A 12,656-nucleotide genomic window follows, 5' to 3' on the forward strand; every position below is an offset into this window, starting at 1 on the left:
AAATTAGAGGGCGCATTCAGGCCCCTGTTCGCATGAGCCGACCAATCCGGCGTGAAGCGGTTCAGTGGCGGATATTATTTTTTCTGTTCCCACGGCGCAGGCGTTTGCATGATTTTGCGCAGCGCGGCATTTGGGGAGGGAGCCTGACCCAGACGGGCGAGGAATTCCTGATAGGCTTCAGGATTTGCCATGATGATGCGCTGATCAATCAACGCCTCCTCAGTAACGGCTTGTTCATCGGGATCGGTACGTAAATTTAATGCCACATGTTTAGCAGAAACGTCTTTTTCTACTGACATAATGTTATCCTCCGCCCGTCCCTATTATGGAGAGTAATTATACAGTTCGAGTAGAGCTTATCCCATTACGATTTACAGGTGACATTGGGAACCGAACCGAAGGAACGAACCGGACGTTTTTTCTCGTGTATGGAGCTATTAGATTGATCTAAAAGCCAAAATACGGGTCAATCTACGGGTCTTGACAACAGTCACGGTTAAATTTTATGCTGTATTTCAACTTAATAGAAAGCTGAATGATCCCGAGTCCGGGCACCAAAATTTAGTTTCAGGATGTCCTTATGCGTCCGGGAACGTTGAAAAATCAGTAAGTTGATAAGAATCTGGAGTACCAACAGGTACTACCAGATTTTTTGACATCCGTAGTTTTTGGGGGCTTAATTGGGGGCCTGCCGGTTCGATAAACTATGGAGCCCCCACCATGCCTCTGACAGATACCGCCATCCGCAACGCCAAGCCGTTCGATAAACCTTACAAACTCAGCGACGCGCAGGGTCTGTACCTGCTGATTAAACCCAACGGTTCTAAACTCTGGCATCTCAAATACCGCTTCGGCGGCAAAGAGAAAAAGCTGGCGTTTGGTGCTTACCCCACTACTTCGCTGGCAACGGCCCGTAAATTACGCGAAGAAGCCCGTTCGGTACTTCGCACCGGGGACGATCCCGGTGTGAAGAAACAGCAGAACAAACAGGCGAGAAAAAACGGCAATACCTTTGAGACCGTCTCCCGTCAGTGGGTGGCCGCGAACATTCGCTGGAGTGAGGCACACGCCGCCAAAGTTTTGCGTTCACTGGAGCTGCACGTTTTCCCGCTCATCGGTAATGCCCTTGTCACCGACCTGAAAACCGCCGACCTGCTGGTCCCGCTGCGGGTGGCAGAGAAAAAGGGTTGTCTGGAAACAGCGGCACGGATACAGCAACGCACGACTGTCATCATGCGTTACGCCGTACAGGAGGGGTTGATTGCCAGCAACCCGGCCAATGACCTCTGCGGCGCTATCACCCCACCACCGAAAAACCATTACCCTGCCCTGCCGCTGGAAAAATTGCCGGAACTACTGGAAAGAATCGAAGGCTATTCCGGCAGACTACTAACAAAGCCGGCAGTAACTTAATTTGCTGATCTTTATCCGCTCCAGTGAATTGCGTTTTGCCCGTTGGGCAGAGATCGATCTGGATAACGCCATGTGGACACTTCCCGCACAGCGGGAGCCCATTACGGGCATGCGTCACTCAGAGCGCGGCGCAAAAATGAAAACGCCGCATCTGGTGCCGCTGTCAAAACAGGCCGTAACGGTGCTGAAACAGCTAAAACAGTTGTCCGGGAACGGGGATTTGCTCTTTCCCGGCGATCACGATCCACGTAAGCCAATGAGCGAGAACACCATCAATAAGGCGCTGCGCTCGATGGGCTATGACACACAGATGGACATCTGCGGCCACGGTTTCCGCACAATGGCCTGTAGCGCGTTGATTGAATCAGGTCGCTGGTCAAAAGATGCCGTGGAGCGGCAGATGAGCCATCAGGAACGCAACCACGTTCGCGCTGCCTATATTCACAAAGCGGAGCACCTCGACGAACGCACACAGATGATGCAATGGTGGTCAGATTATCTCGATGCCTGCCAGCATCAATTCATCCCGGCTTATCGCTTTGAGAAGCCGATTAAGGTTGCCTGAGCCAGACTGATGCACCGATGGAAATAGAATAAGCCGCTGCAAAATATTACTCTGTAACGGCTTATATAATTTTTAAAAATTATTTTTTCTCTAACCCTTTAATTTTATGAATGATGTTTTTAACATCTCCGTGTTTTGTATTTGAAGGAAGATTATTTTTTAACAATGTTCTGTTTGCTGCTGTCTCGCGATAGCCATGCTTGCTTAAAAGATCATTTAATTCATAGTCTTGATCTTTGTTTACAAAGTCCCAGTCTGATTTAGACATTCTTTTCTCCTTTTAAAATATTAATAATGTCAGAGTAATCAATTAATGGGCCATTAACACAACAAATGACTCATAATGTATATAGATGAAGATCTGGATAATTCAAGTATTACAGAACGTTTCTTTCGACATGGCAGAAACCATACCAACGTACCGGACGTGTTTTTATGGCTTTTCAATTCCTGTGTCATTCAGGAATTGAAAAGTGGCGTGAGGCGAGTAAATTCCATTTCGTAGAAATGGCTAATTTGCGCCACCCGAACCCACCCGCGAGCGTTCGCCCCCAAGGGGAACCGAGCAGGCCGGGGGGAGCCGAATAAATTTTGCCGCCCCAGCGAGCAAAAAGACGCGCCCACGCGTCGGTTTATTTGGGGGGCTTGCCCCGCACACCGTCGCAGCTAAGTCTCCGGCCACAAGCCGGTAGCGAGGCGCGACCAACCCCTTTAAGACGCGCGTTTTAGCCTGTTATTTCTCTTTCTCGCAAGCTCGGTGCGAAATAACGGGAAACGCTGCTTTAAATGGGTTGGTCGCGCGTAGCGCGCGACGGTGTGCCGCCGTTGACGTTGGGGGTTTTGGCGTGGCGTCCAGCCACGACATTACCCCCATGTGCCAGGCAATAAGGGCGTCCAGCCCGCATGAACTGGCGCACGCCGCTTTGTGCCGGGAAATGTATTTTCCGGCACAGGGCTGCATTGCTGCCACCGCATTCGCCTCACGTGCTCGGCACATATACTTGCCCCATACCATGGGGCGAAGTCATGGGGTGAGAGAATGGGGCGAACAACAAAAATAAACTGTCGCGCTTCGCTTGCCTTCTCCCGAACCGTTACCGACCTAGGTCGATAACGGTTCGGGAGATCCTGTTTTACTTTACCGATCTTCTGATTTGCGGTAACGGGAAGGCCAGATTTCGGCGGGTGAAACCCCCAGCGCTTCCGCAATCAGCTTTTCACCTTTCGGCCAGTGTTTTTGTTAACGCGTTTGCCAACGTGGAAGAAGCTAACCCCGCCTCTCGGGAAACGGCTGCCAGTGTTGTTCCCTTCTTTCTTAACCCGGCGATGATATCTGCCGGGTGCCAATCCTTATCAATCATCTCCATGATCCTTATTTTGTCGCCTCACATTAAACATCATTTGTTCAGATAGTCTAAACAACTACGATGTTAAGTAATGCTAAACATGCTATCAATATCCTTATTGATGGTGTCATCATGTTGCCCATTCGCCTTAAAACAGCTCGTTTACAAGCAAATCTCACTCAAGAAAAGCTAGGCGTACTGGCTGGCATTGAAGAAGCCACTGCACGATCACGCATATCCCAATATGAAAGCGGAATACACCGCCCAACATTTGAAATGATGTGCGCATTTGCTAAGGTGCTTAATGTGCCGGAATGTTATTTTTATACGGTTGATGATAATTTTGCGGAAGTTGTACTGAAAGTACATAATCAATGGTCAAATAATCTTTAATATATTTAAATTTAAAGTATCAGAATATGTAATTTCTTCCCAACCAGATCTCTGATTTAGCCTATCGGCAATATTTGGAAAAGATCAAATACATCCGAATAACCAGTTAGCACACAGCTAAGTAATTAAACCATACAAAAAATCAGGATAAAAATGGGCACAAATGAAATAATTAGCACACAAACACAAGGGCAACTCGTCTCAACCGATTTTAATCGGTTCGAGCAATTTTTGGAGTCACTTGGATTACCAAAAGAAAATGTTCTTGCTTCAACGATGGTGGATTTGACCCTATATATCCAGACGTTTTTGCTCTCTTACGGTTGCGATAACTTCCTGCGTATATATTCCCGTGGTGAGCGATATCCCAGTGCACTATGCGGATGATGTTCGTTGTAATGACTGAACGCCACCGCCAGATTCATCACCGCTGCCTGGCTGTACGGTTTCGGCATGATGCTGATGTAGTCCCGTTTTATCGTCTTCACGAAGTTTTCTGCTATGCCGTTGCTTTCCGGGCTTCGCACTGCTGTCGTGCAAGGCTCCAGTCCCAGCAACCGGGCGAACGCCCGCGTTTCATGAGCCCTGTAGGCTGAACCGTTATCCGTCAGCCACTCCAGCGACTCTGTTGGCAACTGCCTTCCGAAGCGTTTTTCCACCGCACCCAACATGACATCCTGCACCGTTTCTTTGTCATAGCCTCCGGTGCTCGCTGCCCAGTCAATGCTCTCCCTGTCGCAGCAGTCCTGCGCGAAGGTCACCCGCAGCTTTTCGCCATTATCACAGCGGAACTCAAAGCCATCTGAGCACCAGCGCCGGTTACTTTCAGCTACTGCTACGCGCCCCTTATGGGCCCGCTTACGGCAAGGATCAGCGGGTTTACGTTCAAGAAGCAGATTATGTGTTCTCATAATGCGATACACCCGCTTCGCATTAACCACAGGCAGGCCGTCCCGCTCTGACTCCCGTCGCAGCAGCGCCCACACACGGCGATAACCATACGTCGGCAGGTCAGCCACCGCCATGTTTATCCGGGACAATACGGTGGTATCGTCAGAACGGGGCTGCCGTCTGTGATCCTGCCAGTCAGATGGCCGGTGAACCCTGATGCTCAGTTGCGCACGCGACACACCAATACTCCGGCAGACGTCGGTTAGTCGTCGTCCCCGGGCAACAAGGGCGCATGCGCAATCCATTTTTTGCCCGACCGAACTCCACGGCCTCTTTAAGGATCTCGGCTTCCATCGTCTTTTTGCCCAGAAGGCGCTGGAGCTCGCGGATTTGCTTATTGGCGGCAGCGAGCTCGGAGGCCGGCACCACTTCCTCGCCTGATGCAACAGCCGTCAGCGAACCGTCTTCATATTGCTTGCGCCATTTGAATATCTGGTTTGCATTGATGCCATGCAGGCGCGCGACATGAGACACGGTCATACCGGGTTCCATAGTCTGCTGAATAATGGCAATTTTTTCCTGCGGTGTACGACGCCGACGCCGCTCAGGTCCTGATAACACTTCAACCATCTTATTATTCTGACTGGCGTTAAACATAGTTCCAAGACTACCTCTTATTTTAAGAGAGGCGAAGTGTCTGGTGATCTATGGGGCTAATCTACTTTGTTGCCATTAAAAACCAATTATTCACTCTGTAAATTTTTAGAACCAAAAATTTAATGCCGACCATACTAAAAACATATAATGAACAACAAGAGGTTATCCTTTAACTTGAATCAAATAACCCCTTGTAGATAGAAAATAGTCTATTAAAAAAATTAATGTTCAGCATACTGAAAAACCACCTAACAACGGCTAAAAAAATCATTTAATCATATTACCAACAATACTTCCTGCCGTTACCATTCTACAATTATAATTATTCATAGTGCATTTATCATTAAAACAAAACCCTGCTCCCCTACCTGAAAGTTCAAGTCTCACACACTCTAACAACGAAGATATATCATTAGAATGATTATCACCCTTCAAAAAATAATATCCTTTACCAGAAGGAAACGCACATTTAAATGGACTTAACAGAGCCCCTTCCATTAATTCATCAAAAACCATGCCAATATCAATAACCGCTATCCCCAATCCTTTTAGCACAGCATTGATCGCTGAGTCTATTGATTCAAACTCATATTTATTCAGAATCTTAAACCGATTTTTCAAACAAGCCTCTTCGCACCAAAAAATCCAATCGACCTCTCTTGCTTTAACATAAATAAGATCAATTAGGATTCTATTTTTACTTTCAAAAAGATGTAACAATTTGGGAGACACCAAAGCAGTTAAACATTCCGATGAAAGCAAGGTACAATCCCATTCATTAGAAAACTTATCATCTCCATATTTAACTATTGCATCACACCCCTTTAAATTAACAAGTGAATGAAAAAAATCATCACTAACAGTTTCAATATTAACTATTGGTAATCCAGATTGCCCCTTATACTTATTCAAAACAGGAATGAACTGGCGTACAGAAAAAGTGTATGGACTATTTATATTTAACACTACTCCCTCGCGATGGATACTTTCGCAGGCTTTTCCTAGTGTTTCAAATGCACAGAGAAGTTCATTAGCAAAATATTCACCTTCTTTAGTTAAAAAAACCTTTGGACCTTTGCGATAGAAAAGTTTTTTCCCAAAAAAAACCTCGACAGTATTTATATGCTTGCTAATAGCACTTTGTGAAATAAATAACTCACTCGCAGCTAAAGTGAAAGATTGGTGCCTAGCTGCTGACTCAAAAGCCTTTAATGCGTAAAGAGGGGGAATATTAGCCCAGTCCATTTATTTATCTCCATTAAAAATCCTAGTTTCAACAGTGACTATTGACAATCCAGATTGTCCCTTATACTTGTTCAAAACATAAATTAACTGGCGCACAGAGTTAAGTTTATGGATTATTTATATTTAATATTATTCCACCGCAGTGGATACCTTCGCATGTTTTTCCTGGCTTTTCAAATACACGGAAAAATTTATTAACAAAAAATTTATATTTTTTAGTTAAAATTTTTTTTGACATTTACGATATTCCCCCCCCAAAAAAAACCTTAACGATATTAATACGCCTACTAACTAATAGTATCTTGTGAAGCAAATAGCTCACTCACAGCTAAAGTGAAAGATTGTTGCTTACTAATTGATTTCAAAAACTTTAATGCGTCAATAAGGAGGTCATTGACCCAGTCCATTTATTCATCTCCATTACCCTCCCAATTAATAGGCCCTAGCAATACCTTACCCCAAATCTTAACACTATGAGAATAATCCCAAAAAAGAACATGAGAAAAAGGAATAATAACAACAACTATTTTCCCATTTTTAAGCCACTAAACCTCATTTATAACTATGGAAAAGATATTCAATCACAAATTTCACAATCCTGCTATATGAAGCATATGGGAATCGTTATGAATACTTTTTCATCCTTTAGAAAACATGCACTTCTTCATTCAAATGAAACAGCCGTAAAATCAAAGAATCGTGATATATCATTTTATGATTTACTTATATTAATCCAGTGGATAGAGACAGAATTAAAGAGTGAGAAAATAAAACAGGGAGATCGAATTTCTATCCACATGGGTAACAGCATTGAACTTATAGCTGCATATTATGCTTGCCTGAAAGTTGGGGCCATCTTTGTTCCCCTCAGCCTAAAATTATCACCAAAAGAAGTAAAGAATTTAATTCAACATAGCTCATCACGTGCATATATTGGTGATATAACTAGATTTAATGAAGCAAAAAAAGAGATTGAATCATGTAAAAGCCTTGAAAAAAAATGGATTATTGACATAGATAAAAAAAATGAAACAAATCTTATTCATACCAAGGAAAACATGAGTCTTCTATCTTATGAAGACCCAGCAGAGAATATCACCACGGATACACTTGCCTCTATATTTTATACGTCAGGAACGACAGGAACGCCTAAAGGCATTGTTTATTCACAAAAAACACTAATTGAAGCAATAAACTTAACAAAAAAAACAATAAATCCCAAACCATCCAAAGCTGGTGAAGCCTGCCCCGTAATTCTTAGCTTAGTCGATCTCATCAGCCCATGGAGCATACTTATCACCCTAGCCGCTCTTCACAAGGGCTATTCAGTATTATTACTCTCAGAATCTGACATAAACAATATTATAGAAACTTTAAAAGAAACCAAACCAGCATGGATTGCAGGCACACCATCAAATTTCCAAAGTATTATTAATATAGTAGATCAAAAAAACACATCACTCGATCTCAGCGAAACGGTTTGTGTTGCGGGCGGAGATTCCTGCGCAACAGAATTAAGCAAGAAATTTTTTGAATACTTTGGATCTCGTCTTCAAAGCTCTTATGGACAGACAGAACTAGGGGGGCCTGTGGTATACCACCACGATCTTTGTGCTATCGACAATCCCTCTATCGGTTGGCCCCTTCCTGGCGTAGAAATTAAAATAAATGATACTCAATCAGATAATGGGGAACTTTTCATTCGCTCTCCGGCAAGAACCATAGGTATCTGGAATGGAAATGATATTGATCGTTTTCCTAATGATCGATGGCTCGCTACAGGCGATATTGTTCGGAAAAGTAATGACGGAAGCTTTTTTTTTCTTGGGAGAGAAAAAGACCAAATAAAAATAGAAGGCTACCCGGTATACCCGATAGAAATTGAACAGACACTCATTCAACATGACGGCATTGCCGATGCAGTCGTCTTTAGTATCCCTGATTCCTTCGCTGGTGAACGTATTATTGCATTAATTCAAATGAAAAAGGATTGCTCACCCGACGCAGAAAATATAATAGCCTACTTATCAGACCATCTCTCCCATTACAAACACCCTTCAGAGTATATTTTCATAAGAAAAACACCTATAGCAGTCACAGGAAAAATCAGCCGCAGGAGACTATCAAATGAATATAACTCATTGAAGAATCAGGCAGAAATATACTTTAACGTTAGAGATAACTCATATTCCGTCACACATCATAAATAGAAATTACAGATGGTAATCAACCTGTAAAAAGCACTTACCGAAGGAGATATTATTTTGAAAAATATAGAAAATACCATTATCGGGATTCTAATCGACGATCTCTTTATTAGCATTCCTCGTTCAGACATTAAAACAGAGATTAATATGCGTGATGGTTTGGGCTTAGACTCTCTGGGCTTCAGTGAATTACGGGCTCAATGTGAATATGCCTTCAACATCAAAATTGAAGATGAATACTTCACCCCTCAATATTTCGACTCAATTCAGACATTAACGAATTTGATTTCGGATTTAACCCAAAGTGCCAATCATCAGGGAGAAAAGCAATGAGTATTCAGTCCCAAGACGAAAATAAACGTCAGCCAAGTATGATGGGATTCACGGAACTTAAAGGGTGGCTAAGGCACCGACATCCTATGGTATACCTTGATCGTGTTCTTGATTACGAACCTGGAAATTATATTAAAACACTTATGGCTGTGTCAGGCCAGACAGATTCCATTGCAGGTCATTTTCCGGAGCGCGCTATTTTTCCGGCAAGTCATATGATTCAGGCCATATCACAATCAGCCATTATTTTATTTCAACTTTCAACCTCACCGCTGACGGATGATGAAATAACCCTAGTCGGTTCAATTAAATCTCGCTTTACGCGAGTGGTTGTACCCGGCGACCAAATCATTTTCCAACTCAATTGCGAAAGTTTGCGCGATAAATTCTTAACGTTTTCCTGCAAAGCAGAAGTCGCGGGTCAAACCGTCGGAATGCTAAAAGGCTCGCTGGTACGCGAGAATATATCCACGTTAGGGGAACAGTTATGGTAAATCACCACTCTCCTGTTTGGGTTACAGGTATGGCCTGGTCTACGGCATTAGGTGATGAAATACCCACTGTCTGGCAGCATCTGCTAGAGGGCCTTTCCGGTATAACCGAGCTGGATTCCACATTATCGCTACGCAGTAACCTTGCCTCTCCCATTCCAGACATCCCTTTGGAATGGGAGGGAGCAAAACGTCAACATGTATTAACAGTAAAAACCTTACGCAAAGCGCTTGAGGATGCTTCTATTCCTGCGAATTATCCAGATATTATCCCTGTTTTAGGGACCAGCTATGGCCATCATTTAGACTCACCCGATACCCTCTCGTTATCAGAATGGTCAACACAAGCGGTTAAAGCCGTCGGTTGCATTAAACCTCCAGTAACAGTAAGTACCGCTTGTTCAGCCGGATCCGATGCCATTTTAACAGGACTGAACTTTATTAAGGCCGGCCTGACCGAAATATGCGTATGCGGGGGAGCGGATATTCTCACGCAAGGGAAACGACTTAGCCATTCGCGTCTAGGCACAATGTCTACCGATGGCTTACATGCGTTCGATATCAGCCACAACGGCACCGTTCTCGGTGAAGGCGCTGCATTTCTGATACTGGAGTCTGAAGAGCACGCCAAGCGTCGTGGCGCCAAGCCTTATGGCGTTCTCGCTGGCGCCGGCTCGGCAAACGATGCCGCCAGCGCAGTCTCGCCCGATTTATCAGGGCAAAATGTGATGCTTACCGTAGAGCGAGCGCTCAATAGCGCAGGCTTAAAATCGGAAGATGTTTCCATTATTAACGCTCATGGTACAGGGACACAGGTTAACGACACCGTAGAGGCAAAAGCTTACTCTGCATTTTTTGCCTCTCTACCGAACCCACCGACGCTATTTGCAACAAAAGGAGCGTTTGGGCACACGCTTGGCGCAACGGGAGCGATTGAAGCTATCGTCGTGCTACAGGCATTAAGAACACAGCGTCTTCCCCCAATTCATGGCTTGCGCGAACCCATTAGCGATCTCAATTTACCTATCGCTCCTCAAAACAACATTCCTTGTTTAGCAACAGCCGGGCTAAGCATAACGCTTGGGTTTGGCGGATTTAACACTTGCCTGGTTTTCCAAAGTGCAGGGAGTGCAGCACGATGAAAAATGTCGAAACAGTAACCGAGCAACCCCTCAAGATCGTGGGTCAAGGGATGGCTAGCGCGGCTGATCTATCCACCTATAAACCTGCACAAAAAGCATCGCTTTATGCTGACCCTTTATCATGGCTTGTTCTTGAAGCTGTTGAGCAAGCTATCATTGAGCACCGCGATGTCATCACATCGGCATGCTCATCGGTGGGACACATCGCTATTAGCGACCATTGTACACTCAAGACGATACACGACATTTCCGCAACGCTCCCTTCAGGACATCTTTCACCACTGCGTTTTTCCGGAGCTTGTCCAGGGATGGTCATCGGCCTTCCGTCACAGTTTCTACGATTTAGCGGCCCGAGTATCGTCTGGAGCATGCCATCAGACAACATGCAAATCTATGCCACAGCATTAGCGCAGATCTGGCTGGATGAGGGTTCAGCGACTCACGTCATCATTACCGATCATCATGTCGACGAGTCAGGTCATCACATTCATAGTGTTGTCGTCACTCAGAGTGGAGGGGAACATAAATGATGCCCCAACCCACAATAACGCCCAATTCCGCTAAGCACTTTCTGGATCGTCTTATTCAGGTCGATGTCAATACGCATGATGCGCCATCATTGGTGTTCAACGATCTGGTAAAAAGTCTTCGTACAAATGGGATTGAACCCGGCACTCCTGTAATGCTGGCAATTCCAAATAGCGTGCAATTCGCCGTAATCATTTTCGCCCTGCTGGAAATTGGCGCGGTTCCCGTACTCTTACCGTCCTCTGCGCCAGCGTCTCGTATTTATCGTATTGCGCAGGTAGTTGGCGCCAGGAACTTGATCGCATTACACCTTCCTCCGGGGCTGGCACAAACCCACCCCGCGCAGGCTCTGGCACAGTCTGGTCAGTTGATTCGATTAGATATCCCCAGAGAACGTCGCTACCAACATGGCGAGGTCATCCTTCTCACGTCGGGAACGTCCGGCATTTTTAGCGGCTGCTTATTTCATATCGACGATCTATTTCGTAATGCGCGTAATCATGCACAAGCCGTTGAACAACGAGCGGAAGATCGGATATTGATCAATCTACCAATGTACTATTCGTATGCTTTCGTCGCGCAGCTACTCTCCTCTTTTGCACTGGGGAATACGGCCATTATTGCCGGACCGCCCTTTACGCCTGGCAACTATGAACGAACGATTGAAACCTACCAAATAACCCAATCATCCATTACGCCGACAATGGTTAATGCGTGGCTGCAATCCGGTTCAGGGACGCTCCCCGCGCCATTACGCCGATTAACCATCGGCGGAGACGCGCTCCCAGCCAGTTTAGTTGAAGCTGTGTTATCCCGTAACCCTGGGATTGAACTGTATCTCACCTATGGCCTGACTCAGGCGGGACCGCGTGTTGCAACACTGGCTGCACACCGCTCATCTCCCGATAAATATGCGTCCGTTGGCAAGCCTTTTCCTGAGGTTAACGTTTACCTGCACAAAGATAACCCCAGCGATAAGGATGGCGAGCTCATCGTCGAAACCTATACCGGAATGATTCGACGAATCCGGAATATAGATGAAGGTATTGATACACCATGCAAGGGAGAGCGCCGCATTATTCATACTGGCGATCGCTTCACCATTGATGAGGACGGCTATCTCTTCTTTAAACAGCGCAACCCAACCTATGTCATGAGCCGCGGCGAAAAAGTGTGTTTGAAATCGGTCTGTGAAATAGCAGAAACCATTGCAGGAGTGTCCCGTGCAGAAGCGTGGGTACACAACGACGCCCCTGAAGCAGGAGGCGTGGAATTCACACTAGATGTCTATTGCCACGATGCTTCACTGAGTGAAGGAGAGATTCGACGCCAACTCGGCAAAACTCTGCTTCGCAGTGAACAACCTAAGCTCATCGCACTGCACTCTGCTTCAGAAATGGGGTGGAGAAAAACCGCTCGCCAAAACGTCGCCACTAAATAAAGGA

Annotated in this window: 12 protein-coding genes and 2 pseudogenes; 8 read left to right on the top strand and 6 right to left on the bottom strand. The window is 45.4% G+C overall.

Annotated features, from left to right (window positions below; genetic code table 11):
- Positions 1-74: 74 nt before the first annotated feature.
- Positions 75-299, bottom strand: coding sequence for a type II toxin-antitoxin system TacA family antitoxin (locus EH206_RS19655; RefSeq protein ID WP_009114543.1), 225 nt, complete (start codon positions 297-299; stop codon positions 75-77).
- 421 nt (positions 300-720) lie between these two features.
- On the opposite strand from EH206_RS19655, the pseudogene EH206_RS19660 reads away from it, so the two are divergent.
- Positions 721-1,978: pseudogene (locus tag EH206_RS19660) on the top strand (tyrosine-type recombinase/integrase).
- Between the two features lie 79 nt (positions 1,979-2,057).
- Here the strand turns inward: EH206_RS19660 and EH206_RS19665 are convergent.
- Positions 2,058-2,246, bottom strand: a complete 189-nt coding sequence (locus EH206_RS19665) for a hypothetical protein (RefSeq protein WP_009114544.1) — start codon at positions 2,244-2,246, stop codon at positions 2,058-2,060.
- A gap of 870 nt (positions 2,247-3,116) precedes the next feature.
- Positions 3,117-3,339: pseudogene (locus tag EH206_RS19680) on the bottom strand (helix-turn-helix domain-containing protein).
- Positions 3,340-3,456: 117 nt separating this feature from the next.
- On the opposite strand from EH206_RS19680, the gene EH206_RS19685 reads away from it, so the two are divergent.
- On the top strand, positions 3,457-3,717 hold the full coding sequence (locus EH206_RS19685) for a helix-turn-helix domain-containing protein (protein ID WP_009114545.1): 261 nt from the start codon (positions 3,457-3,459) through the stop codon (positions 3,715-3,717).
- Between the two features lie 317 nt (positions 3,718-4,034).
- Here the strand turns inward: EH206_RS19685 and EH206_RS19695 are convergent.
- The 3 genes from EH206_RS19695 to EH206_RS23535 form a co-directional block, all read right to left on the bottom strand.
- Positions 4,035-5,238 (bottom strand): IS3 family transposase gene (locus EH206_RS19695; RefSeq protein ID WP_136163929.1). Its coding sequence is split into 2 segments (ribosomal slippage): positions 4,035-4,917 and positions 4,916-5,238, totalling 1,206 coding nucleotides; the frame shifts between segments, so codons are not numbered across the junction.
- Between the two features lie 294 nt (positions 5,239-5,532).
- Positions 5,533-6,510, bottom strand: coding sequence for a LysR family transcriptional regulator (locus tag EH206_RS19700; RefSeq protein WP_009114549.1), 978 nt, complete (start codon positions 6,508-6,510; stop codon positions 5,533-5,535).
- A 106-nt stretch (positions 6,511-6,616) separates the two neighbouring features.
- Positions 6,617-6,748: a hypothetical protein gene (locus EH206_RS23535; RefSeq protein ID WP_255342502.1), complete on the bottom strand. Its 132-nt coding sequence runs from the start codon at positions 6,746-6,748 to the stop codon at positions 6,617-6,619.
- Positions 6,749-7,136: 388 nt separating this feature from the next.
- Between EH206_RS23535 and EH206_RS19705 the strand changes: the two genes are divergently transcribed.
- From EH206_RS19705 to EH206_RS19730, 6 genes are read left to right on the top strand one after another with little or no spacing between them, the layout of a single operon-like run.
- Complete coding sequence (locus EH206_RS19705) at positions 7,137-8,720, top strand: class I adenylate-forming enzyme family protein (protein ID WP_009114550.1); 1,584 nt, start codon at positions 7,137-7,139, stop codon at positions 8,718-8,720.
- 54 nt (positions 8,721-8,774) lie between these two features.
- On the top strand, positions 8,775-9,050 hold the full coding sequence (locus EH206_RS19710) for an acyl carrier protein (protein ID WP_009114551.1): 276 nt from the start codon (positions 8,775-8,777) through the stop codon (positions 9,048-9,050).
- Entirely contained in the window at positions 9,047-9,544 is a 498-nt protein-coding gene (locus tag EH206_RS19715) for a 3-hydroxyacyl-ACP dehydratase FabZ family protein (protein ID WP_009114552.1), read from the top strand. Before EH206_RS19710 ends, EH206_RS19715 begins: the two co-directional genes overlap by 4 nt.
- Before the next feature lie 29 nt (positions 9,545-9,573).
- Positions 9,574-10,683 carry a beta-ketoacyl-[acyl-carrier-protein] synthase family protein gene (locus EH206_RS19720; protein ID WP_232216546.1) on the top strand — a complete coding sequence of 370 codons (1,110 nt, stop codon included), beginning with the start codon at positions 9,574-9,576 and terminating at the stop codon, positions 10,681-10,683.
- Complete coding sequence (locus EH206_RS19725) at positions 10,680-11,213, top strand: hypothetical protein (protein WP_009114554.1); 534 nt, start codon at positions 10,680-10,682, stop codon at positions 11,211-11,213. Before EH206_RS19720 ends, EH206_RS19725 begins: the two co-directional genes overlap by 4 nt.
- Positions 11,210-12,652 (top strand): class I adenylate-forming enzyme family protein, encoded by a 1,443-nt coding sequence (locus tag EH206_RS19730; protein ID WP_009114555.1) that lies wholly within the window; start codon positions 11,210-11,212, stop codon positions 12,650-12,652. The genes EH206_RS19725 and EH206_RS19730 overlap by 4 nt, the downstream gene beginning before the upstream one ends.
- The last annotated feature ends 4 nt before the right edge of the window (positions 12,653-12,656 follow it).

Origin of the sequence: Brenneria nigrifluens DSM 30175 = ATCC 13028 (assembly GCF_005484965.1) — a bacterium.
Taxonomy (GTDB): Bacteria; Pseudomonadota; Gammaproteobacteria; order Enterobacterales; family Enterobacteriaceae; genus Brenneria; species Brenneria nigrifluens.

Coding starts and splice junctions, on each gene's coding strand:
- EH206_RS19685 (WP_009114545.1), top strand. CDS start 3,457: ATGTTGCCCATTCGCCTTAAAACAGCTCGTTTACAAGCAAATCTCACT.
- EH206_RS19715 (WP_009114552.1), top strand. CDS start 9,047: ATGAGTATTCAGTCCCAAGACGAAAATAAACGTCAGCCAAGTATGATG.
- EH206_RS19665 (WP_009114544.1), bottom strand. CDS start 2,246: ATGTCTAAATCAGACTGGGACTTTGTAAACAAAGATCAAGACTATGAA.
- EH206_RS23535 (WP_255342502.1), bottom strand. CDS start 6,748: ATGTCAAAAAAAATTTTAACTAAAAAATATAAATTTTTTGTTAATAAA.
- EH206_RS19655 (WP_009114543.1), bottom strand. CDS start 299: ATGTCAGTAGAAAAAGACGTTTCTGCTAAACATGTGGCATTAAATTTA.
- EH206_RS19700 (WP_009114549.1), bottom strand. CDS start 6,510: ATGGACTGGGCTAATATTCCCCCTCTTTACGCATTAAAGGCTTTTGAG.
- EH206_RS19725 (WP_009114554.1), top strand. CDS start 10,680: ATGAAAAATGTCGAAACAGTAACCGAGCAACCCCTCAAGATCGTGGGT.
- EH206_RS19730 (WP_009114555.1), top strand. CDS start 11,210: ATGATGCCCCAACCCACAATAACGCCCAATTCCGCTAAGCACTTTCTG.
- EH206_RS19720 (WP_232216546.1), top strand. CDS start 9,574: ATGGCCTGGTCTACGGCATTAGGTGATGAAATACCCACTGTCTGGCAG.
- EH206_RS19705 (WP_009114550.1), top strand. CDS start 7,137: ATGAATACTTTTTCATCCTTTAGAAAACATGCACTTCTTCATTCAAAT.